Here is a 23710-nt window from a genome sequence, read left to right as displayed (position 1 = left end):
CATTAAAATCAGAATACTCATCATAAGTTGAATATATAGCGGTAATGTTCACGATAATGATGAGGATTATAAGACTAACGTTACTATTTATATTATAATCGCCGCCATATTAAGCTTCACTATTGTAGCTTTGATTTTTGAACTTAGGTGATTTATGAGTGTTGATGCAATTGGCTTGTCGGCTAATTTATTAAAAGCAGTAAAAGCATGTGGTTATAAAAATTTAACCCCGATACAGCAACAAGCTATTCCTGTTATTCGTCAAGGTGTTGATGTTTTAGCGAGCGCCCAAACGGGAACAGGCAAAACAGCCGCTTTTAGTTTGCCTATTCTAGATGAAATAGCTAAAGCCAATAATGCGGCAAATAGCGCAGCTACTGAAAATGATAAAGTCGCGTCAGGGCAAGCTATTCGTGCGTTAATTTTAACGCCTACACGCGAACTTGCTAATCAAATTGCCGAAAATGTTAAAACCTTTAGTCAGTTCCTTCCAATTAGAAGTGGCGTTATTTATGGCGGCGGCAGAATGGCCTCGCAAACTAACATGCTTAAGCAAGGGCTCGATGTATTAATTGCCACGCCAGGTCGTTTGTTAGAGCATTTAACATTACGTAATGTTGACTTATCACAAGTGAAATTTTTAGTACTCGATGAAGCCGATAGAATGCTCGATATGGGCTTTTTAACGGATATTGAAAAGCTAATGGTGGCAATTAAACATAAGCATCAAACATTAATGTTCTCTGCAACATTTTCTGAACGTGTAAAATCACTCGCTAACCAGTTATTAGTAACACCTAAAACAATTAGTGTTGCTAAACAAAATACCACTTCAGGTAAAATTAAGCAGGCCGTTTATTGGGTAAGCGAAGCAAGAAAACGTGAATTATTATCTGAACTTATTGGCGTGAACAATTGGCAGCAAGTATTAGTTTTTGCAGGAACTAAAGAAAGTGCTAACACCTTAGCTAAAGAGCTAAAGCTTGATGGCATTAAAGCGGCGTTGTGCCATGGTGATAAAACACAAGGTGCGCGTAATAAAGCATTAGAGCAGTTTAAAGAAGGTCAAGTGAGAGTATTGGTTGCAACTGATGTTGCTGCTCGCGGTTTAGATATTGATGATTTAGCTTATGTGGTTAATTTCCACCTACCATTTTTAGCCGAGGATTATGTGCACCGTGTTGGCCGTACAGGCCGAGCAGGTAAATCTGGTACCGCTATTTCGCTAGTTAGCCCTAAAGATGAACGCTTCTTAGAAAATATTGAGTTACTTATAGAGCGCAAGTTTGAACGTATTATTGTGCCTGGTTATGAGTTTAACCGCACAGAAGCTGATGAATATCAGCAAGCAACGGTAAAAAAAGAGAGTAAAAATAGATACCGTGCTACTCAAGAAAAAAATCAAGGTATAGCGAAAAAAGAATTGAAGAAAAAAGGACAAGGTCGTGGAGCAAGTGCCACTAAATACAATAATAAAATAAAGAAAAAACGTTAAGTCTTCTACTATGATGCCAGTAATAACAGAAACCCCTTTTGATAAAAGACATTGTTGCTGGTTTTGTGGTGAGCCTAACTCAGGGGAGTTTACTTTCCCTGATGGAGAGCGCTCTGCTTTTAATTGCCCGCACGTTTTATTATCGGTTCCTAGCTGTGATGAGTGTAATAAAATAGCCAAAAGCGCGGCGGTACACTCTATTTGGCAAGTTAATCATTTTGTTAAAAGTAGCCTAATGGTTAGGTACAATAAACACTTAGCCATCGGCATTAATTGGACGGAAGAAGAGTTAGCTACCAGTGAGTTTGAGCATGGGAATTTTGCAGGCTTTGCTCGTAGTGCTTGGTTTGTTTACGAAGTCGCCAGAGGTAGAGTTAATTATCAAAGCTGGCCGCTAGTGATTGACGGAGTTGAATATTATGACAGTGAGCCTACTTTAACGTTTACTTTTGATGATGTGGTTTACCCTTCTTTAGATTATGCTATTAAGCATTACGCAAAAACATTTTTCATTGATCGGCATTACTTCAGTGCGGTGCTATATAAATTATCAAAAGGTGATATTACACCGCGCTATTTTGCGCAAACGGTGCGCTTTTGTCGCTTACTCGTCAATGCTTCTGCAACTGAACGGCAAGTTGCTTTTAAGCAATTGAGTTAGTATTTAGCCTGAACTTGGCTTAATAAATATTTCTCTAGCCGCTTTTTTCCTAATATTTAATATTTAATATTTAATATTTTAAGTTTTATAACTAGTTCGTGAATAATCTTATTTTAACGGGTGTCATTATTTACGAATAGTTTATACATCAATAAGCTAGATCACACTTAAGTGTTGTGCGGTATAAGCTTTCTTTCTATATAACGCTCTGTCAGCGCGCGCAAATATACTTTGTTCACTATCCGCTCTATTCATTAAGGTTGCGCCTAAGCTGCACCCCAAATTGTATTTACTTAACAATATATTCTCATGTAGTGCATTACTTACTCTGTGCTCAATAAGGTTGATTGCACTTTCATTAGCATTTTCAATCAATATCGCAAACTCATCACCACCAAAGCGAAATAAGCTATCTGAGTCACGGATACATAAACGTAAAATGTTTGAGAACTCAATCAGTACTTGATCGCCTACGGCATGGCCATAATTATCATTAATGGCTTTAAACTTGTTTAAATCACCTAACACTAAACCAACCACACTATGATGGCGATTTGCATTGTGCATAGCACGTTTGAGTTGCTCATCAAAATAGCGACGGTTGCCTAAGCCTGTTAGTGCATCTTGCATCGCTAATTGAATGGCGTCGTAATAGCTAATTGCATTCTTTAATGGATAAGACAAACATTGATGTAGTTTGTCTAGTATTTGAATGTTAATAAGGCTCATCGGTGTATTAATGGCATAAGTTAAGGTGCCAATATATGTGTCACTAATTTTTAAATCAAAACGATGTTCATACTTAGCCTTTTTACTGCCATCTAATGCTATGTTTACGGAGTAACTTTTAAAAAACAAACCACTGAAATCTAAATAGCGAGTAGCTTCAATAGAGAAATTATTGAGTAATGACGCTAAGTCTAATGTGGTATTAAATAATTCAACTAACGATAAAGTACGATCAGCACTAAAAAGCGCTTCATATGTTTGTTTAGCTGCTAGCTCATCGGCTGGTGATGTACTTAATGTTGAAAATGATGAAAACCTATTATCCAATACATTTAAAGTCTGCATGCATATACCTCTGGGTTCAGCTTTTATTCGTCAGGGTAACGCCAAGGTATTTATAATGGTGTTAATAATCTGACGTATTGAGTTAATAGTTGTAACCAAGCAAGCTTTAAGCCAATTTTAAAATATAAGCTAAAGCTAAAAGAATAATTTAGATGTGGCTTGTGTGTGATAACTTAAGTCATTGAAAAGTAATTTTGTTTGTGAGCTAAAATTTAGTATGTACCTGAAGCTATAGACTACAATATTAAGATGTTATTGGGTTTGTACTAACGTCAAATTATTAGTAAGTAGTAAGCGGCAATAGTTTGCCATAGGTTATTTTATGCCTATAACTACTATTTATTACGCGTATAGCTCTACGGATGAACATTTTTACAATATAACGAAAGGATAATACGTGAGCGGATATTTTGATATTTTAGCTATTTTAACTTGTGCCGTTTTTGTGGTCTGGCTATTTCGCCGCTTAAAGCTGCCAGCTATTCTCGCATATTTGGTTGCTGGTATGTTAGTGGGCCAATATGGTTTTAATATTGTTAATGATCAGAAAAGTTATGAACATTTTGCTGAGCTCGGTATTGTCTTTTTGTTGTTTACCCTTGGTCTTGAATTTTCATTACCCCGCCTAATCGCTATGCGACATATAGTGCTATCTGTTGGTAGTTTACAAGTTGTCCTATCGTTAATTGTTTTTATTCTTGCTGGGCTGTTCTTTGGGTTGAGTTTTGCGGGCGCTTTTGTGGTAGCTAGTGTATTAACATTATCATCAACTGCGATTGTTATTAGGCAGCTTAGTGAAAGTGGCGCAATGCAGCGTAAGTCAGGGCAGCTCTCTGTTGCGGTTTTACTTTTTCAAGATGTTGCTGTTGTTCCGTTATTAATTATTATTCCTATGTTGGCGCTTGATAGTCAGGGCTCTATGGTGTGGGCGTTATTGCTTGCCATGGTTAAAGGTGTTTTTGTCGTAGCGCTACTTTTACTTATCGGTAAATGGTTACTACCTAAAGTATTTAATATTATTGCGCAGGTGAGAACCGATGAGTTGTTTGTATTAACGACCCTGTTGGTCACTTTATTAGCTGCGGCTTTTACTCAATGGTTTGGCTTATCTATGGCTTTGGGGGCTTTTTTAGCAGGAATGATGCTAGGTGAGAGTGAATATAAACATCAACTTGAGGCTGATATAAGGCCGTATCGCGATATTTTACTCGGACTATTTTTCATTACCGTTGGGATGAAACTTGATGTTGGATTATTACTCTCTTCACCGCTGAGTTTATTAGGGCTAATTATTAGCTTTATGCTAATTAAAATATTGATTATTAAGTTCTTAGCAATGAGGGCAGGAGAGTCCGCTAAAGATGCTTGGGCGTCGGGTTTAATACTCGCTCAAATGGGGGAGTTTGGCTTTGTACTTATTGCCTTAGCCGATCAAAGCCAAATTTTATCATTACGTGAAGCGTCGATGTTATTAGGTGCTGGCGTACTGAGTATGGCTATTACACCTTATATGATAAATAATGCACGCGCTTGGTCATTATTTTTAAGCCAAGAAAAGTCACCCGATACTGAAGACTTAATACAGCTGCCTGAGCATTTTAGCCTTGAAAATCACGTGGTTATTTGTGGTTTTGGTCGTGTAGGGCAAACGGTTAGTCGTTTTTTAAAACAAGATAACATTGATTTTGTCGCTATTGACATAGACCCACTTAGAACAAGAAAAGCGCGAGAGGCGGGTGAGAAAGTATTATTTGGCTCCTCTCGACAAAGCGAAATACTTAATGCCGCCCACTTGACCAAAGCTAAGTTAGTAGTGATTGCTTTTGGTGAAGACAAGCAATCTTTAGAGGTAGTACAAAAAATAAGGTCTATGTCAGCAGATGTCCCTATTCTGGTCAGAACACGTAATGATGATCAACTTAATATACTACAAGCTGCTGGCGCTAATGAAGTGGTGCCCGAAAGCTTAGAAGGTAGTTTGATGTTAGTTTCACAAGTACTTTCGTTAACGGGTGTGCCTTTTTCTCGTATTATGCGCCGAGTACAGCACGAGCGCAAAAATCATTACAATCACCTTCATGGCTTTTTTCAAGGCGAACAAACAGATATGAGTTCAGCTGTCATAGATAGGGTTGAATTTGCTCATGCAATTCTAATTAACGAAGACTCCTTTGCGCAAGGGCAGTCTATTGAGGCACTTAACTTATCAGCCCAAAATATCCATGTTGTAAGTTTACGCCGAGAAAATAAAGAAATTGAAATGTCTGAAAGCCATACCATTTTACAAGCCCAAGATACACTGATTGTGCGCGGTAAGCCTAAAAGCATAGAGCAAGTAGAACGTTTTATTCAAAAAGGTCATTAAGCACAATAGGTGTATGATTTTATTGGTGATAAAATTCTAAAGGTCAAGGAATGCTCGTATAGAACTTTCTTTTTGCATTGCATCCTCAAAACCAAGTTTAATCAGCTCACTACAAAAATTTTTATCAAAGAGTAAATAACTCATAATACTTGAGTCAGACTCACTCTTAATACCTGAGCTTCTTAGTAGTAACCGAATCGAGAGCGGTAAATCTTGATAATAGTCGCTAGCAATTGCGTTAAAATTATGACTTGGGTTGACGACAAAACTGTCAATATGCTGCAACCCTTCATTTTTAGCGCGCACTTCTTGAGGAATGAGTTGTAAGGTTGCATTAATTCTCGACATTCTTTCAAGGTCGCTACTCATAGTGTCAGAAAATATAGAGTCGAGTAAGTGCCCTGCTACTGTTGCACCTGTTGGTGGGTGAGGGTTGTTTTCATTAGGGTGTATTAGTTCTTTTGGTTGTTCGACGCCAATAATAAATAATCGTTTAGCGCCTAAATGTATTGCAGGGCTTAACGGTGAAAGTTGATGTACAGACCCGTCACCAAAATATTGGTTTTTAATTTTTACTGATGGAAATACCATAGGAATAGCGGCCGAAGCCATTAAATGTTCAGTGTTTAATTGGCTTTTTTCACCTTTTCGTTTCACACGCGACCAAGGCTGTATATTATCCTTTCCTTGATAAAAGCTAATAGAATCGCCGTTACTATAGCTAGATGCCGTAACTGATAATGCAGATAATGTTCCTTGAAGTATATTTCTATCAATTCTCCTAAAGTCGATCAAGCGATTAAGTAAGTGTCTTAATGGTGCGTTATTTAATAAACTGTGTGATGATTTATTTGCGTAATCCGCCTGAAAGCTAGCCAGCATGCCATAAGCAATGTGACCATAAACCCTTGTTGGATCACAGTGATAAACTTGGGAAATATTAAAGTTTTTCCAAACCCATTCAAGCTTTTTAACCCCCAATTGAAAGCATGAGGTATAACAAGCAAGTGCTGTTGAGTTGATTGCTCCGGCTGATGTTCCACAAAGAATGGGGAAGGGACTTGGATGATTACGAGGCACAAATTTAGCGATAGCAGATAATACACCGACTTGATAAGCAGCGCGTGCACCACCGCCAGTTAATACTAGAGCATGTTGACTATGGTTTTTATTTCGTTTACTACTCATCGATTATTTTATTATTAACACTACCTAACTTCATTGTAAGTTGTAGATAAAAAAAAGCCAGCAAATGCTGGCTTTTTAAGTGACATAGAATTATTTACCAGTGAAACATTCTTATACTTTGTTACTACAAAACATTAACGTTTACTTGAAATAATTTTTAGCTACTAACACGATCGTTAGCAGCATCGATCAACGGTTGTGATCCTGTTTGAATAAGCGCTAAATTAGCTGATACAACTTTCTTTGGTAATTTTGAAATCATCAAAGAGCCAGTCTCTACTGAGCCTGACGTTGCTGCAAATTCTAACAAGTTCTGGCCATTACATTGAACGCCATCAAAAATACTACGTATTTTTAATTTATGAGACTTTAAAAAAGAACGCATACGTTTTTTGTCATCAGCAGCGACATAGTCGCATAAGCTTTGAGCTATATTAGCAGCCTGAGCTGTTGGTGCGTTAAATGTAAACGTTAATGTTAAAGCTGTAATGGTTGAAGCTAGTAATAATTTTTTCATTTTAATAACCTTAAATAATTGAGTTAATAAAAGAAAAAACCACAGGATGTACCCTTAACGAGGTAACTCCGCTGTCATAGGCTTAGCAGTATTACTAAACCCTTAGACCGGTGGTTTTGCGTAGCACGTTTTCGCGAGCCTTGCCTTTTCTTTGTCGAAGTTAAGTATCACTAAATTTTGCCGAAAATGCAAGTTTAGCGGATACTTAGCTCTTATTGAGTCTCATGTTTACTAAAATTTCATTTCAGGTATATTACCGTTTACGATGAGCTCACCTTCGGTTAATTTAATAATTTCTTCTACGGTAACGCCAGGTGCACGCTCAAGTAAATGAAACTTACCTTGTTTTATTTCAATAAAGGCAAGATCAGTAAGTACTTTTTTAATACAACCTTTACCGGTTAACGGTAAAGAGCAATTATTAAGCAGCTTAGATACACCATGCTTCGATGCGTGAGTCATAGTTACAATAATATTGTCTGCGCCTGCAACTAAATCCATAGCACCGCCCATGCCTTTAATTAGCTTTCCTGGGATCATGTAAGAAGCAATATTGCCATGAACATCAACTTCAAAAGCGCCTAGTACCGTTAAATCAACATGACCACCACGAATCATGGCAAATGACTCGGCAGAATCAAAAATAGAAGCACCTGTTGCCATAGTAACGGTTTGTTTGCCAGCATTGATTAAGTCTGCGTCAATTTCACCTTCTGTTGGGAATTGTCCCATACCCAGTAAACCGTTTTCAGACTGTAACATTACTTCAATACCTTTTGGCACAAAGTTAGCAACAAGTGTTGGGATACCAATGCCTAAGTTGACGTAATAACCGTCTTTTAATTCTTGGGCAACACGTTGAGCAATTTGCTCTCTTGATAAAGCCATGGTTATTCTCCCTGATGCTTTGGTTGGGCAGTTTCTGAGTCTGCTGGGCGAGTAGTACGTTGCTCAATGCGCTTTTCAAAACTGCCTTTAATCACACGATTAACGTAAATACCTGGAGTGTGAATTTGATCAGGGTCTAATTCACCTACTTCAACAATTTCTTCAACTTCAACTACCGTAATTTTACCCGCAGTCGCTGCTAATGGGTTAAAGTTACGTGCTGTTTTTCGAAAAACTAAATTGCCATACCTGTCGGCCTTCCATGCTTTAACAATAGCAAAGTCGCCAGTAATCGCTTCTTCTAAAATATAGTCTCGTCCGTTAAAGCTTCGCTCTTCTTTGCCTTCGGCTACTGGAGTGCCAACCCCTGTCGCTGTAAAAAATGCAGGAATACCAGCGCCGCCAGCACGCATTTTTTCAGCTAATGTTCCTTGTGGTGTTAATTCTACTTCTAATTCACCTGCCATCATTTGGCGTTCAAATTCGGCATTTTCACCAACATATGATGCAATAATTTTTTTTATTTGACGGTTAGGTAGGAGTACGCCTAACCCAAAGTCATCTACGCCACAGTTATTTGAAACCAAGGTTAAGCCTTTAGTTCCTTTACGCTTTATTTCGGCGATAAGGTTCTCTGGAATACCACATAAACCGAAACCGCCAGCAATAATGGTCATGTTATCGATTAACCCTGCCATGGCTTCTTCGTAGCTTGACACTACTTTGTCAAATCCTGCCATTTTTCTCTCCTGAGTAATTAGTTATGAACTCTATTTTATTGAGCTTTAGCTAGGTAGGCGTTAGATACTTTTGATATGGGGGCCTTACCTAGTTTATCGCTGATAAACCATCCTGCGCTGAGCAGTTTATTGAAATCTATATTTGATTCTATACCTAAACCATTTAATAGGTAGACAACATCTTCCGTTGCAACATTGCCAGAAGCGCCCTTAGCATAGGGACAGCCGCCTAAGCCTGCAATAGCCGAGTCAACGACATTTATACCAAGCTGAAGTGCTGCGTAAATGTTAGTTAACGCTTGGCCATAGGTATCATGAAAATGAACTGCTAGTTTAGCCATTGGTACACGTGCGCTAACTGCCTGTAACATCTTTGTTACACTCGCTGGTGTGCCTACACCTATAGTATCGCCAAGTGATACCTCATAGCAGCCTTTGTTGTATAAGGTTTGAGCAACCAAAGCGACGGCATCAGGGGAGATGTTTCCTTCGTATGGGCAACCTACAACACAAGAGACATAACCGCGTACTTTAATATTGGCATTTTTAGCGGCGGCTAATATTGGCTCAAAGCGTGTAATGCTTTCCTCAATTGAGCAATTAATGTTTTTTTGGCTAAAGCTTTCTGATGCTGCTGCAAATATTGCTACTTCATCAGCTCCCGCTGCCATTGCCGCTTCAAACCCTTTCATATTTGGTGTTAGTGCGGCATAAGTGACACTAGGTTTACGTGTTAATGTTTGAAAAACTTCAGTGGAAGTTGCCATTTGTGGCACCCATTTAGGTGATACAAAACTACCACTTTCTATATAACTCACACCTGCATCTGCAAGTTGAGTTATTAAAGAAACTTTATCTTGTGCTGAGATAGGAATAACTTCATTTTGCAAGCCATCACGTGGGCCTACCTCAACAATTTTAACGAATGTCGGTAATGTAGGTGAGCTGGTTTGAGTTATATCATTCATTATCAAAGCTCCTTGTTAGTAGGGCTGTTATCACTGCTAAAAGCAAGTAAAGCAGCACCACCATCAACCATATCTCCAGTGTTGAAAAATACTTCGTTAATGGTGCCATTGCAGGGAGCTTTAATGGTGTGTTCCATTTTCATGGCTTCCATAATCATTAATGGTTGATCTTTGGTAACATTATCTCCTGCGTTAACTAACACGCTGATTATAGTGCCATTCATTGGGGCATTTAAGCCGCCATGAACACTTGCTTCATTGCTTTGTCCACGATCGGCTACTACTTGGGTAAAGCTATATACGCCATCTTCTTGATATAAATTAAGGCTATTATCACTTTGTGCAATCACTGTTTGACTACGGTGACCATCAATAACAGCAATGATATTTTCACCCATTAATTCACCTTGGCAGATAAATTTTTGGCTTGTGTCACTGCTGTCACTTTGAATGTAGATTATAAAGTCGCGCTGCTCTGCTCGACTTTGTTGCTCAACATTAATATGAAATGTCTGCTCGTCATAGGCAAGCGTAAAACGGTGATGGTGTAGCTCGTTTAAACGCCAAGCATCGCTATGATGCCAAGGGGAGTGAGGGTCTGAGCTTTTTAAAGCGCTTTTCTTTGATTTTTGCGCGAGTGACAACACTAAAAATAATGCCGCAATGGGTAGTTTATGCGTTATTTTCATGCACTCATCGGTTGTCGTTGCTTGGTGAAAAATAGCACTCTGATTTTTTTCAATAAAGCCGGTATCAATTTGCTCTCGCTGAAATGCTTGCGTTGTCGCAACATTATATAAAAAGTCGATATTGGTAGTGACGCCATCAATGCGGTATTCTCTTAATGCTTTGGTTAGGCGTTGTAAGGCTTTAGCACGGCTCTCATCCCATACAATTAATTTAGCAATCATCGGGTCGTAAAAAACACTCACCTCATCGCCTTGCCTAACACCAGTATCAATACGCACATGCGAACTTTCTATTGGCGTTTTTAGTAGGTTTAATGTACCTGTGGCAGGAAGAAAGTCATTATTTGGGTCTTCAGCATAAATACGTGCCTCAAATGCATGGCCGTTCAGGGTTAGTTCTTGTTGTGATTTGGGGAGCTTCTCACCAGCGGCAACACGCAATTGCCATTCTACTAAATCTTGTCCAGAAATCATTTCTGTGACGGGATGCTCTACTTGCAAACGGGTATTCATTTCCATAAAGTAAAATGAGCCATCAATATCAAGTAAGAATTCCACAGTTCCTGCGCCTTGATAGCCAATAGCTTGCGCTGACTTTATTGCCGACTCACCCATTTGAGCGCGTAGTGCTTCGCTCATGTTAAATGCTGGTGCTTCTTCAATCACTTTTTGATGACGGCGTTGTACCGAACAGTCTCGCTCAAAGAGGTAAACAGCATTATTATGGTTATCACAAAACACTTGAATTTCTACATGACGAGGTTGGGTTAAGTACTTTTCAACCAGCATAGTATCATCGCCAAAAGATGACATTGCTTCACGTTTTGCTGCGGCAAAACCGTCACTAAATTCATTTTCAGACCAAACTTGTCGCATGCCTTTACCACCGCCGCCAGCGGTTGCTTTAAGTAGTACTGGATAACCCATGTCATCAGCTGCTTTTTTTAACACCCGTTCGTTTTGATCATCACCATGATAGCCAGGCACTAAAGGAACTTGTGCTTTTTCCATAATATTTTTAGCAGCAGATTTTGATCCCATCGCTTCAATGGCGCCAACAGGAGGACCAATAAAAGTAATGTTTTGCTCGCTACAAGCACGACAAAAATCACTGTTTTCAGATAAAAAACCGTAACCAGGATGAATGGCTTGGGCGCCTGTTTTTTTCGCAGCAGCAAGAACTTTATCGCCTAATAAGTAGCTCTCACGCGAAGGCGAGGGACCAAGGTAAATCGCTTCGTCTGCCATATGTACATGTAAAGCGTCTTTATCTGCATCAGAATAAACCGCAACCGTTAGAATTCCCATTTTTTTGGCGGTCTTAATAATTCGACAAGCAATTTCACCACGGTTGGCAATTAATATTTTAGTAAACATGAGGGTTATCCTTTGCTCTTATTTTCGGTAACAGGTGAGGTAATAGCGTGTTGCCATGCGGGTGCGCGTTTATCAAAAAAGGCACTTAAACCTTCTTGTCCTTCAGCAGAGACTCTTATTTTTGCGATACGCTCACTGGTGTCGGCAAGCAAATTGTTATTAATGGGCTGGTAAGCAACATCAAAAATAAGCTGTTTGGCTTGTGCCATGGCATCAGGGCCATTATTAAGCAGTTTTTTCACCATAGCATTTAGCGCATCGTTTAATAACTCAGGCTCTGTAACCTCATCAACCAAACCAAGCTGTAGTGCTTTGTCAGCAAAAAAGCGTTCGGCAGTTTGAAAGTAACGTCGCGATGCTTTAACCCCTATTGCGTTAATAACATAAGGACTGATGGTTGCGGGTATTAATCCTAGTTTGACTTCACTTAAACAAAAGCTGGCTTTATTACTTGCAATAGCAATGTCACAGCAGCTGACTAAACCAACAGCACCACCAAAAGCGGCTCCTTGTATTTTTGCAATGGTCGGTTGTGGTAAAAAGTTAAGCGTTTTTAACATGACGGCTAATTTATTGGCATCGTTTAAGTTATCTTCATAGCTATAGCTTGCCATTCGCTGCATCCACGCTAAATCAGCACCTGCGCTAAAGCTTTTACCGTTGGCTTGTAAAATAACCACGCGAATATCATCACGTTTTGCTATTTCACTAAAGGTGGCGGTTAATGTGGCAATAATGGTATCGTCAAAGGCATTATGCTTATCAGGGGTGTTTAACGTGACATAAGCGACGCCGCTGTCATCTACGCTAAACAGTACTGCACTTTCACCTTCGTTAGATATTTGATTTGCAATGTTATCAATCATTTTATTGTCCTCAACACTGATGAGCTAACCGATGTACATTCTGTTAGCTAAATCGGCGGTAACTTATTACATTCTGAAAATACCAAACTTGGTGTCTTCAATGGTTTTATTAAGCGCTGCAGAAATAGCTAAACCCAACACTTTACGTGTATCGGCAGGGTCAATAATACCGTCGTCCCATAAACGTGCTGAAGCATAATAAGGGTGACCTTGATGCTCGTAGTCATCAATAATAGGTTGCTTAAACGTTTGCTCTTGCTCTGCTGACCAAGACTCACCGAGTTTAGCTTTTTTATCGCGAGTGACTTGTGCCATAACACCAGCGGCTTGTTCGCCACCCATTACTGAAATACGCGCATTAGGCCACATAAATAAGAAGCGAGGATCATAAGCTCGACCACACATACCGTAATTACCCGCGCCAAAGCTACCACCAATTAGTAAGGTAAACTTAGGTACTTGAGCGGTTGCAACTGCGGTAACCATTTTAGCGCCATGCTTGGCAATACCACCAGATTCATACTGTTTACCCACCATAAAGCCGGTAATATTTTGTAAAAATACCAATGGAATTTTACGTTGTGCACAAAGTTGAATGAAATGAGCGCCTTTTTCGGCTGATTCACCAAAAAGCACGCCGTTATTTGCGACAATGCCAACACTATAACCGAATATTTTTGCAAAACCACAGACAAGGGTTGTGCCATACAACGCTTTAAACTCATCAAAATTACTGCCGTCAACTACTCGAGCAATAATTTCGCGGACATCGTAAGGTTGCTTCGTCTCTTTTGGGATAATGCCGTAGATTTCTTCGCATGCATAACTTGGCGCTTCTACACTATCTAATGCGTGCAGGTGCATATTAATAGGTTTAATGCGATTTAAATTTTTTACTGCAGCTCTTGCAATATCTAGTGCGTGGTGGTCGTTTTGAGCATAGTGATCAGTAACGCCAGAGGTACGACAATGCACATCAGCACCGCCTAAGTCTTCAGCGCTAACTTCTTCCCCCGTTGCTGCTTTTACTAGTGGTGGGCCAGCTAAAAAGATAGTGCCTTGCTCTTTAACAATAATTGACTCATCAGCCATGGCAGGAACATAAGCGCCACCGGCAGTACATGAACCCATGACTACGGCAATCTGTGGAATATTATTAGCAGACATATTTGCTTGATTGAAAAAAATACGACCAAAATGTTCTTTATCAGGGAAAACATCATCCTGATTGGGCAGGTTAGCACCGCCCGAGTCCACTAAATAAATACACGGTAGGTTATTCTCTTGAGCAATAGCTTGTGCTCTAAGGTGTTTTTTGACCGTAAGAGGGTAGTAAGTGCCGCCTTTGACGGTGGCGTCGTTGGCAACAATGACACACTCTTGTCCTGATACTCGACCAATGCCGGTAATAATGCCAGCAGCAGGTACATTATCGTCATACACTTTATAAGCGGCAAGTTGTGATAACTCTAGAAAAGCTGAACCTTCATCTAATAACGCATTAATGCGCTCGCGTGGTAATAGTTTACCCCGTTCCAAGTGGCGCTGACGACTGCGTTCACCACCACCTAATTTAATCTCACTGAGCTTATTGCGTAAATCATCAATTTGAGTTTGCATATGCGCAGCATTATCAGAAAACTCCTGACTTCGAATATTGATTTTTGAAATTATTTTTGCCACGGGAAAGCCCTATTATTTAATTGGTTTTATTAAAAAAAAATTACCTTAGTAATGATTACTTAACCTGCTCTCGGCTTAACAAATGTTTCTCTAGCAGCCATTTTTACTAACTTCTTTGTTAAATATCTCTTAAACCGAGTTTAGATTACTTAGATTCGTTGAATAATTCACGACCTATCAACATACGGCGAATTTCAGAAGTACCGGCACCTATTTCATATAGCTTAGCATCACGCAGTAAACGCGCGACTGGGAACTCATTGATATAACCGTTACCACCTAAAATTTGAATTGCATCAAGTGCCATTTTGGTCGCTAGCTCAGCACTATATAAAATAACGCCTGCTGCATCTTTACGTGTAGTTTCACCACGGTCACAAGCTTGTGCCACATTATATACGTAAGAGCGAGCGGCATTCATTTGGGTGTACATATCAGCAACTTTGCCCTGAATTAATTGAAACTCGCCAATGGATTGGCCAAATTGTTTTCGGTCGTGAATATAAGGAATAACGTTATCCATACAAGCGGTCATAATGCCCAATGGACCACCAGAAAGTACTACGCGTTCATAATCTAAGCCGCTCATAAGTACTTGCACGCCACGACCAACTTCTCCGAGAACATTTTCTTCAGGTACTTCACAGTCTTGGAAAACCAACTCACAGGTATTTGAACCACGCATACCTAATTTGTCTAATTTTTGATGGCGTGAAAAGCCAGGGTAATCACGCTCAACAATAAAAGCGGTCATGCCTTTTGAGCCAGCGTTAAGGTCTGTTTTGGCATAAATAACATAAGTGTGAGCGTCAGGGCCGTTAGTGATCCACATCTTATTACCATTGAGAACGTATTTATTGCCTTGCTTTACTGCACTAAGCTTCATGCTAACAACATCCGAGCCTGCGTTAGGCTCACTCATTGCTAGTGCGCCAATATGTTCACCAGAGCAAAGTTTTGGTAAGTATTTTTCTTTTTGTGCTTGGCTACCGTTGCGATTAATTTGGTTTACACAAAGGTTTGAATGCGCGCCATAGCTTAAACCTACCGAGGCACTGGCACGGCTTATTTCTTCAATGGCAATAACATGTTCCATATAGCCTAAACCGCTACCACCAAATTCTTCAGGCACGGTAATACCTAATAAGCCCATGTCTCCAAACTTACGCCATAAATCATTAGGAAACTCATTATCAATATCAATTTTTTCGGCACGAGGGGCTATTTCATCACGGGCAAATGCATTCACTTGGTCGCGAATCATATCGGCGGTTTCGCCTAAATTAAAATTAAGAGAGCTGTATCGTGAAATCATGGTGTTTCCTCATTTATGTTCTGTAAGCTTGTTATTTGTTATTTGTTATTTGTTATTTGTTATTTGTTATTTGTTATTTTCTAGTGATGATAAAATATCTTTACAGTTATTCTCTAAATCATCGAGTTCAATCAATACGGCGTTTATATCATCAAGCTGCTGTTTTAAATCAGATTTTTTGTCAGATATTAAAGACATAATGCTATTGAGTTGAGTTGCACTGGTTTTATCCACATCATAAAGCTCAAATAGTCGTCCTGTTTCAGCTAATGAAAACCCTAATCGTTTACCACGTAAAATCAGTTTAAGGCGAACTCTATCGCGTTGATTATAGATACGGGTTTGCCCTTTTCTTGAGGGGGCAATTAATCCTTGGTCTTCGTAAAAACGTATGCTGCGGGTAGTAATGTCAAATTCTTTTGATAAATCACTAATGGAATAGCTGAGCGAACTTATCTTTTTAGTCATCTACTTCTTCTCAAAAATTGTATTTATTGATTTATCTTATATGAAGTTTACGTTAACGTAAAGTTGTGCGGTGTTTTGTTAATAGAGATACTTAGTTTTTTAAGCTTGCTGTATTAATGCTGTGTTAGTTCTTAATTTTAGTGCTGTCTAGGGATAAGGTCAGACTAATGCTATATATTTTAAGCTATTGCTTGAGTTTTTAAGTTCAATCAACTTTACATTTAACTGTAATTATCTTCTTACAGTTTGGCTGAGAACAAAAGAATCTCTTAGTAAGTTTACGTTGGCGTAAAGCAGTGATTAAGTTAGTCTTGATTAAATCAGTATTTTTTATGTAACCTTTTTGTTGGAGAAAACAATGTCATTATCAGATCCTATCGTGATTGTTTCTGCGGTTAGAACCCCTATGGGGGGCTTTGGTGGGTGCTTATCTGCCGTTAGTGCACCTGAGTTGGGCGCAAGCGCAATTAAAGCCGCAGTAGCGCAAGCCAATATAGCGAATGATCAAGTTGATGAAGTGATAATGGGCTGTGTTTTACCTGCGGGTTTAAAGCAAGCACCTGCACGTCAAGCATCGATTGCTGCTGGTTTAGCGTTATCTACGGTATGTACCACCATAAATAAAGTGTGTGGCTCAGGCATGAAAGCGGCAATGCAAGCACATGATGCTTTATTAGCAGGCAGTATTGATGTTGCTGTTGCTGGCGGCATGGAAAGCATGAGTAATGCACCTTATCTATTACCTAATGCCAGAAGTGGAATGCGTATGGGGCATGGTCAAGTGCTCGATCATATGATGCTTGATGGCCTTGAAAATGCCTATGATGGTATTTCAATGGGCTGCTTTGCTCAAGAAACGGCTGATGCCTCAAACTTTACGCGTGAAGCCATGGATGAATTTGCGATTCGCTCTTTATCTCGTGCTAATGCGGCGATTGAAAGCGGTGCATTTAAAAATGAAGTGACCCCCGTTACGTTCATTGAGCGACGTAAAGAAGTCACAATTGATACCGATGAACAACCAGGTAATGCACGCCCTGATAAAATACCATCGCTACGCGCCGCTTTTAAAAAAGACGGCACTATAACTGCTGCTAACTCTAGCTCTATTTCAGATGGTGGTGCTGCTTTAGTGATGATGAAGTTATCTGAAGCAACAAAGCGTGGCTTAACACCGCTTTGTAAAGTAGTTGCCCATGCAACTCATGCTCAAGCGCCAAGCGAATTCACCGTAGCGCCAGTTGGCGCAATGACCAAAGTGCTTGCGAAAGCTAACTGGGAAACTTCAGAGGTAGATCTTTTTGAAATTAATGAAGCTTTTGCCATGGTAACTATGCTTGCTGTGAAAAACCTTTCGCTTGATATCAATAAAGTAAATGTTAATGGTGGAGCTTGTGCATTAGGTCATCCACTGGGCGCTAGTGGTGCTCGTATTATGGTTACATTAATTCATGCGCTTAAAAATAAAGCGTTAACTGAAGGTGGTAAGCCAAAAGGTGTTGCTTCTTTATGTATTGGTGGTGGTGAAGCAACAGCAATCGCATTAGAAGTTATGTAGTTACCAGTTATGTGGTATGGAGCAATTTATTTGTTAGAAGTATTTATTGATTAACGTTAACTGCGTGCTTTTTCTTTAACTTGAACCATACCACAAAGATGAATAACTACTTACTGAATATATGAATATGCTTTTAACGATAGGAATTATTGATGAACTTTGACTTAACACAAGACCAACAAATGTTTGCTGAAACGGCCAAACAGTTTAGTGACAGCGAACTATTACCTTACGCAGCCCAATGGGATCAAGAGCACTTTTTTCCCAGAGCAACTATTAGCAAAGCGGGTGAACTTGGCTTTTGTGGTCTATATGCGCCAGAAGAAGTCGGCGGCTTAGGATTGAGTAGATTAGATTCATCAATTATTTTTGAACAACTCGCCATGGGGTGTACCACTACCACAGCGATGTTAACTATTCATAACATGGCAACGTGGATGATTGCTACTTGGGGCACAAAAGCCGTTAAAGATACTTGGTGCGCTGAACTTGTCACGGGTGAAAAACTCGCTTCATATTGTTTAACTGAACCGGGTTCAGGCTCAGATGCCGCATCATTACGTACCAGTGCTAAAGCTGAAGGCGAACATTATATTATTAATGGTTCAAAAATGTTTATTTCAGGCGCTGGTGAAACTGACGTGTTAGTGGTTATGGTTCGCACCGGTGAAGCTGGGGCAAAAGGGGTGTCTGCCGTCGTTATTCCTGCAGATGCACCTGGGGTTATTTATGGCAAAGCAGAAGAGAAAATGGGCTGGAATGCCCAGCCAACCAAACAAATAACCTTTGATAATGTCAAAATACCTCGTGAAAACTTACTTGCTAATGAAGGCGATGGTTTTACTTTAGCCATGAAAGGACTTGATGGCGGTCGTATAAATATCGCGACTTGTTCTATTGGTACTGCGCAACAAGCACTCAATACTGCGATGTCTTACATGCAGGAACGTGAACAATTTGGCAAACCTATTGCCGCCTTTCAAGGTTTACAATTTAAATTAGCTGATATGGCTACTGAGCTTGTTGCAGCTAGACAACTTGTTAGGCTTGCAGCCTATAAATTGGATCAAAACGATGCTGAAAAAACCGCTTATTGTGCGATGGCAAAACGTTTTGCAACCGATATTGGTTTTCAAGTGTGTGATGCTGCATTACAAATTCACGGTGGCTATGGCTACATTAAAGAATACCCATTAGAGCGCCACTTTAGAGATGTACGTGTTCATCAGATTTTAGAAGGCACTAATGAAATTATGCGCGTTATTATTGCTCGTCGCTTATTAACGGAAGGAGCAGGGCAGCTGCTTTAGCTTTTTTTAGTATTTTTAGCGAAATAATTGCCTGCATATTTACCAAAAATTTAGGAGAAAAAGTTACATGTCTGAGTATTCATCACAATATTTAAAAGTAGAGGTTGTTGATCACACCGCAGTGGTTACCTTTAATAACCCTCCAGCACACACATGGACAGCACAAAGTTTAACTGATTTACGTGACTTGGTTTTAGCCTTAAATGAAGACAAAAATATTTATGCCTTGGTTTTAACGGGTGATGGTGAAAAGTTTTTTTCAGCGGGTGCAGACTTAAATGTTTTTGCCGATGGTGATAAACAAGTTGCTGCGCAGATGAGTAATATTTTTGGTCAAGCGTTTGAAACTTTATCTGACTTTAGAGGCGTTTCTATTTCAGCAATTAATGGCTACGCCATGGGCGGAGGTTTAGAAGTTGCGCTAGCATGTGATATTCGAATTGCTGAAGCGCATGCTGTTATGGCGTTGCCTGAAGCAACGGTAGGTTTATTACCTTGCGCTGGTGGTACACAAAATCTTGCATTACTTGTAGGAGAAGGTTGGACTAAGCGTATGATTTTATGTGGCGAGCGCCTTAATGCTGAAAAAGCATTATTGATCAATTTAGTTGAAGAAGTCGTTGCTCAAGGTGAAGGTAAAGCTAGTGCTCTTGCTCTTGCTGAAAAAGTTGCCAAACAGAGCCCAGTAGCGGTAACTGCTTGTAAGCAGTTAATTCAAAAAAATCGTGTTATGCCTATTAATCAGGCATTAGTACACGAACGTCAGGCTTTTGTTGATTTATTTGATTCACACGACCAAAAAGAGGGAGTGCAAGCCTTTCTCGAAAAACGAAAACCCGTTTGGCGAAATAAGTAGTACTGCTTATATACAATGCCAATAAAGCGTTGAGTAGTTGAAAGTACCGAAAAGCCAAAACTAGTAACATCAAATAGGAAAATTATGACGGACGTAGTTATATTTCAAGAGTTGAGCTGTGATAACGGAAAAAAAATAGGGGTTATTACACTTAACTCTCCCAAATCACTCAATGCACTTAGCGGTGAAATGATAGCATTACTTTACCCTAAGTTATTAAGCTGGCAGCAACAGCAAGATATTGCCGCGGTCTTTTTACAGGGTGAAGGAGAAAAAGCTTTTTGCGCAGGTGGCGATATTGTTCATTTATATCAGGCAATGAAAGAGCATGTTGCCACTCATGACGCGAATACAGCAACTGATCAATTAACGACGGATAATCACTTTTCTCCCATTATTACAGAATATTTTACGCAAGAATATCAACTAGACTTTTTAATCCATACCTTCAACAAGCCTTTTATTGTTTGGGGAAGTGGTATTGTTATGGGCGGAGGGCTAGGTTTAATGGCTGGTGCTAGCCATCGTGTGGTTACGGAAAGTTCACGTATTGCTATGCCTGAAATTAGCATCGGCTTATTCCCTGATGTCGGCGGAAGTTATTTTCTCAATAAAATGCCAGTAGGCTGTGGTTTGTTTTTAGCATTAACAGGTGCCTCTATTAATGCTGCGGATGCTAAATATTGCCAACTTGCCGATTATTTTATTGAACAGCAACATAAAGAAAACTTGCTTGAGCAACTTAAAATGATTAATTGGGGAGAAACTATTCCGCTTAATCACGATAAAACATCACAGCTTCTACAAGAGTTTGAGCAAAGTTGTGTAAACAAACTACCTAGCTCGCCTATAAAGTCACATCAAGCATTGATCAGCCAGCTTGTCGATAAAAGCACATTAATTGATATTGTTAGCGCTATTGATGCTATTGATAGCGATGATAAATGGTTAAGTCGCGCTCAACAGTCATTACAAAAAGGCAGTATGTTAAGTGCTCAATTAGCGTATTCGCAATTGCAGCGTGGTAAAGGTATGCCATTAGCCGACTGTTTTAAAATGGAGTTAAACTTAGCGGTAAAATGTGGTTATTTTGGCGAGTTTTTAGAAGGTGTACGCGCTTTATTAATCGACAAAGATAACACACCTCAATGGCGTTACTCATCGGTTGATTGTATTGAAAAATCCGTACTAGATTGGTTTTTTGACTCGGCTTGGTCAAAAGAAACACACCCACTGGCTAAATTAACCTAGTAGACGGTAAAACCAAAAAATTATTAAACATACAAGAGGTTAAAGGGAACATTATGGCGAATATTGCTTTTATCGGTTTAGGTAACATGGGTAGCCCAATGGCTATTAACTTAGTGAAAGCAGGCCACCAAGTCTGCGTGTTTGACTTGGCTGATGAGGCGGTAAGTAAAGTTGTTGCTGCTGGCGCGGTAACTAAAAAGACAGCTGCCGAGTGTGTTCAAAACGCACAGTTTATTATTTCTATGTTGCCTGCCGGTAAACATGTTGACGCGGTATATTTAACCGAAAAAACAGGACTTATTAATTATATAGAGCCAAACAGTTTAGTTATAGATTCATCAACTATTGATGCCGCTACTTCATGTAAAGTTGCCCAAGCGCTAGCTCAAAAAAAGATTGGTTTTGTTGATGCCCCGGTTTCAGGAGGCGTTGGTGGGGCTGTTGCAGGAACATTAAGTTTTATGGTTGGTGGTAGTTTAGCTGAGTTTGAACAAGCTAGCCCAATACTTGAAGCAATGGGAAAGAATATTTTTCATGCTGGTGAACATGGCGCTGGTCAAATAGCCAAAGCTTGCAACAATATGCTGCTATCAATATTAATGATTGGTACCAGTGAAGCATTACAGTTAGGTATGGCGAATGGCTTAGATCCTAAAGTCTTATCTAACATCATGAGTAAAAGCTCTGGCAGTAACTGGACCCTTGATGTTTATAACCCTTGTCCTGATGTTATGGATAATGTTCCTTCTTCAAATAACTATCAAGGCGGCTTTATGGTTGATTTAATGGCTAAAGATCTTGGTTTAGCGATGGAAACCGCGTTGGCAAGTCATTCATCAACCCCTTTGGGAGCCTTAGCTCGGAGTTTATACGCTATGCATGCCAATACAGGCAATGGCAGTAAAGATTTTTCCAGTATATTTAATGTATTCAATTTACCGAGCAAATAGTACTTATTAGACAATAGCGAGTATCTCATCTTATGAATTTAGAAAATAAAACAATTGTTATCACTGGTGGCGGTCAAGGCTTAGGGTTAACTATGGCGATTCATTTCGCAAAGTCAGGCGCTAATATTGCACTGATTGACTTAAATGAAGAGCAATTACAAGAAAGCGTTAAGCAAGTACATGCCGCAGGGCATGAAAATACTCAAGTAAGGTATTACCTTGCTAATGTAAGTCAGGAAACTGCAGTAGAAGAAGTGTTTAAGCAAATCAATCACGACTTTAATGGCATTGACGGATTAGTAAATAATGCAGGTATCTTGCGAGATGGTATGTTCGTAAAAGCTAAAGATGGCGTTGTCAGTAAAAAAATGTCATTAGAGAGCTTTCAATCGGTTATTGATGTCAATTTAACTGGCGTATTTTTATGTGGCCGTGAAGCTGCAGTGCATATGATAGAAGGAAATAAGTCAGGGGTGATTATCAATATGTCATCAATTGCCCGTGGTGGTAATATCGGACAAACTAACTATGCTGCTGCTAAAGCTGGTGTTGTTGCCATGACTACTACGTGGGCAAGGGAGCTTGGTAGGCACGGTATTCGTGTTGGAGCTATTGCACCAGGTGTTATACGTACTGCAATGACCGATGCTATGAAACCTGAAATGCGAGATAGACTGGAAAAAATGAAACCTGTAGGGCGGTTAGGTGAAGCAGAAGAAATAGCTCACACTGCAAAGTACATCTTTGAAAATGACTTTTTTACGGGCCGAGTTGTCGAAATTGATGGCGGCCTTTGTATGTAGCTAGCTACCTTTTAAGATAAACACTGCAAGTGAAGAGTGTTTTTTGAACAAAATACTCTTTTTTGTTTGTTAAATAAGCATTCAAAACAAAAAAATCATTAAAATGAAAATAACCCTTGCGCATTCAAGTTAGCTCTCTATAATGCGCTCCAGTTCCAAGGGGTTCAGCCAAAAAGAAGCCCGAAAGAACTGTTTTGATAGCTTATCTACTCGTATTATCGAATAAACAAGCCACTTAACGTTTACTTTTAAATGATTTTAAAATTAATTTGAAATTAAAGGTTGACATCAAAACTCGGAGGCGTATGATACGCATCCTGCTTCGGGGCTACGGCAACAAGCACGCTACTTACCAGTAGCGATGATAATGAGCGAATGTGACTCTTATCTTCTTCTTTAACAATTAGTTATCATGCAATTTGTGTGAACACTCACTTTATTGATGTTTTACTTAAGTTCTTAGCTTTTATAAGCGGAACAAAAAAACGCTTCAATGAATGATGTTCATGCAATATTATTTATAAGGTACGAATATATACTTATATATGTAATGCGATATCAACTTCTTTTATTAGGAATTGGTATCACGACAGAATTCATTGAGCAGCATCTTAGATGCACAAACGATTTTTAATTGAAGAGTTTGATCATGGCTCAGATTGAACGCTGGCGGCAGGCTTAACACATG

Annotated in this window: 20 protein-coding genes and 1 riboswitch; of the genes, 9 read left to right on the top strand and 11 right to left on the bottom strand. The window is 39.5% G+C overall.

What is annotated here, in order from left to right:
• Positions 1-154: 154 nt before the first annotated feature.
• Positions 155-1495 carry a DEAD/DEAH box helicase gene (locus ABD005_RS07985; RefSeq protein ID WP_343816828.1) on the top strand — a complete coding sequence of 447 codons (1341 nt, stop codon included), beginning with the start codon at positions 155-157 and terminating at the stop codon, positions 1493-1495.
• 10 nt (positions 1496-1505) lie between these two features.
• On the top strand, positions 1506-2156 hold the full coding sequence (locus ABD005_RS07980; RefSeq protein WP_343816826.1) for a hypothetical protein: 651 nt from the start codon (positions 1506-1508) through the stop codon (positions 2154-2156).
• A 156-nt stretch (positions 2157-2312) separates the two neighbouring features.
• On the opposite strand, the gene ABD005_RS07975 is transcribed toward ABD005_RS07980, so the two are convergent.
• Positions 2313-3230 carry a GGDEF domain-containing protein gene (locus ABD005_RS07975; protein WP_343816824.1) on the bottom strand — a complete coding sequence of 306 codons (918 nt, stop codon included), beginning with the start codon at positions 3228-3230 and terminating at the stop codon, positions 2313-2315.
• A gap of 397 nt (positions 3231-3627) precedes the next feature.
• Between ABD005_RS07975 and ABD005_RS07970 the strand changes: the two genes are divergently transcribed.
• Positions 3628-5595, top strand: a complete 1968-nt coding sequence (locus tag ABD005_RS07970) for a monovalent cation:proton antiporter family protein (protein WP_343816822.1) — start codon at positions 3628-3630, stop codon at positions 5593-5595.
• A 36-nt stretch (positions 5596-5631) separates the two neighbouring features.
• Here the strand turns inward: ABD005_RS07970 and ABD005_RS07965 are convergent, their stop codons facing one another.
• The 10 genes from ABD005_RS07965 to ABD005_RS07920 form a co-directional block, all read right to left on the bottom strand.
• Positions 5632-6783, bottom strand: a complete 1152-nt coding sequence (locus ABD005_RS07965; RefSeq protein WP_215980548.1) for a patatin-like phospholipase family protein — start codon at positions 6781-6783, stop codon at positions 5632-5634.
• Positions 6784-6940: 157 nt separating this feature from the next.
• On the bottom strand, positions 6941-7300 hold the full coding sequence (locus ABD005_RS07960) for a DUF3718 domain-containing protein (protein WP_252738924.1): 360 nt from the start codon (positions 7298-7300) through the stop codon (positions 6941-6943).
• 58 nt (positions 7301-7358) lie between these two features.
• A riboswitch (cyclic di-GMP riboswitch) is annotated at positions 7359-7455 on the bottom strand.
• A 76-nt stretch (positions 7456-7531) separates the two neighbouring features.
• Positions 7532-8188 (bottom strand): 3-oxoacid CoA-transferase subunit B, encoded by a 657-nt coding sequence (locus ABD005_RS07955; protein WP_343816818.1) that lies wholly within the window; start codon positions 8186-8188, stop codon positions 7532-7534.
• A gap of 2 nt (positions 8189-8190) precedes the next feature.
• Positions 8191-8928 carry a CoA transferase subunit A gene (locus tag ABD005_RS07950; RefSeq protein ID WP_343816817.1) on the bottom strand — a complete coding sequence of 246 codons (738 nt, stop codon included), beginning with the start codon at positions 8926-8928 and terminating at the stop codon, positions 8191-8193.
• Positions 8929-8963: 35 nt separating this feature from the next.
• On the bottom strand, positions 8964-9896 hold the full coding sequence (locus tag ABD005_RS07945; RefSeq protein ID WP_343816815.1) for a hydroxymethylglutaryl-CoA lyase: 933 nt from the start codon (positions 9894-9896) through the stop codon (positions 8964-8966).
• Between the two features lie 2 nt (positions 9897-9898).
• The gene (locus tag ABD005_RS07940) at positions 9899-11962 is read right to left on the bottom strand and encodes an acetyl/propionyl/methylcrotonyl-CoA carboxylase subunit alpha (protein WP_343816814.1); all 2064 of its coding nucleotides are present in this window, start codon (positions 11960-11962) and stop codon (positions 9899-9901) included.
• 5 nt (positions 11963-11967) lie between these two features.
• Positions 11968-12825, bottom strand: a complete 858-nt coding sequence (locus tag ABD005_RS07935; protein ID WP_425544891.1) for an enoyl-CoA hydratase/isomerase family protein — start codon at positions 12823-12825, stop codon at positions 11968-11970.
• Positions 12826-12894: 69 nt separating this feature from the next.
• Positions 12895-14511, bottom strand: a complete 1617-nt coding sequence (locus tag ABD005_RS07930) for a carboxyl transferase domain-containing protein (protein WP_343816811.1) — start codon at positions 14509-14511, stop codon at positions 12895-12897.
• A 145-nt stretch (positions 14512-14656) separates the two neighbouring features.
• A complete protein-coding gene (locus ABD005_RS07925) occupies positions 14657-15826 on the bottom strand; it encodes an isovaleryl-CoA dehydrogenase (RefSeq protein WP_343816809.1) in 1170 nt (389 codons plus the stop codon).
• Between the two features lie 66 nt (positions 15827-15892).
• On the bottom strand, positions 15893-16294 hold the full coding sequence (locus ABD005_RS07920) for a MerR family transcriptional regulator (RefSeq protein ID WP_343816807.1): 402 nt from the start codon (positions 16292-16294) through the stop codon (positions 15893-15895).
• A 358-nt stretch (positions 16295-16652) separates the two neighbouring features.
• Here ABD005_RS07920 and ABD005_RS07915 point away from each other — a divergent pair, with 358 nt between their 5' ends.
• The 6 genes from ABD005_RS07915 (at position 16653) to ABD005_RS07890 (ending at position 23022) form a co-directional block, all read left to right on the top strand.
• Positions 16653-17852, top strand: coding sequence for an acetyl-CoA C-acyltransferase (locus ABD005_RS07915; protein ID WP_343816806.1), 1200 nt, complete (start codon positions 16653-16655; stop codon positions 17850-17852).
• A 152-nt stretch (positions 17853-18004) separates the two neighbouring features.
• Positions 18005-19162, top strand: coding sequence for an acyl-CoA dehydrogenase family protein (locus ABD005_RS07910; RefSeq protein ID WP_343816805.1), 1158 nt, complete (start codon positions 18005-18007; stop codon positions 19160-19162).
• Positions 19163-19229: 67 nt separating this feature from the next.
• On the top strand, positions 19230-20018 hold the full coding sequence (locus tag ABD005_RS07905; protein ID WP_343816804.1) for an enoyl-CoA hydratase: 789 nt from the start codon (positions 19230-19232) through the stop codon (positions 20016-20018).
• A gap of 84 nt (positions 20019-20102) precedes the next feature.
• Positions 20103-21269 carry an enoyl-CoA hydratase/isomerase family protein gene (locus tag ABD005_RS07900; RefSeq protein ID WP_343816803.1) on the top strand — a complete coding sequence of 389 codons (1167 nt, stop codon included), beginning with the start codon at positions 20103-20105 and terminating at the stop codon, positions 21267-21269.
• Between the two features lie 53 nt (positions 21270-21322).
• A complete protein-coding gene (gene mmsB / locus ABD005_RS07895) occupies positions 21323-22219 on the top strand; it encodes a 3-hydroxyisobutyrate dehydrogenase (protein WP_343816801.1) in 897 nt (298 codons plus the stop codon).
• A gap of 32 nt (positions 22220-22251) precedes the next feature.
• Entirely contained in the window at positions 22252-23022 is a 771-nt protein-coding gene (locus ABD005_RS07890; RefSeq protein ID WP_215980534.1) for an SDR family oxidoreductase, read from the top strand.
• Positions 23023-23710: the final 688 nt, after the last annotated feature.

This window comes from Colwellia asteriadis (assembly GCF_039523295.1).
In the GTDB taxonomy this organism is placed as follows: Bacteria; Pseudomonadota; Gammaproteobacteria; order Enterobacterales; family Alteromonadaceae; genus Colwellia; species Colwellia asteriadis.
Note: the sequence above shows the minus strand (reverse complement) of the source record. Positions and strands in the feature narration are given on the sequence as shown.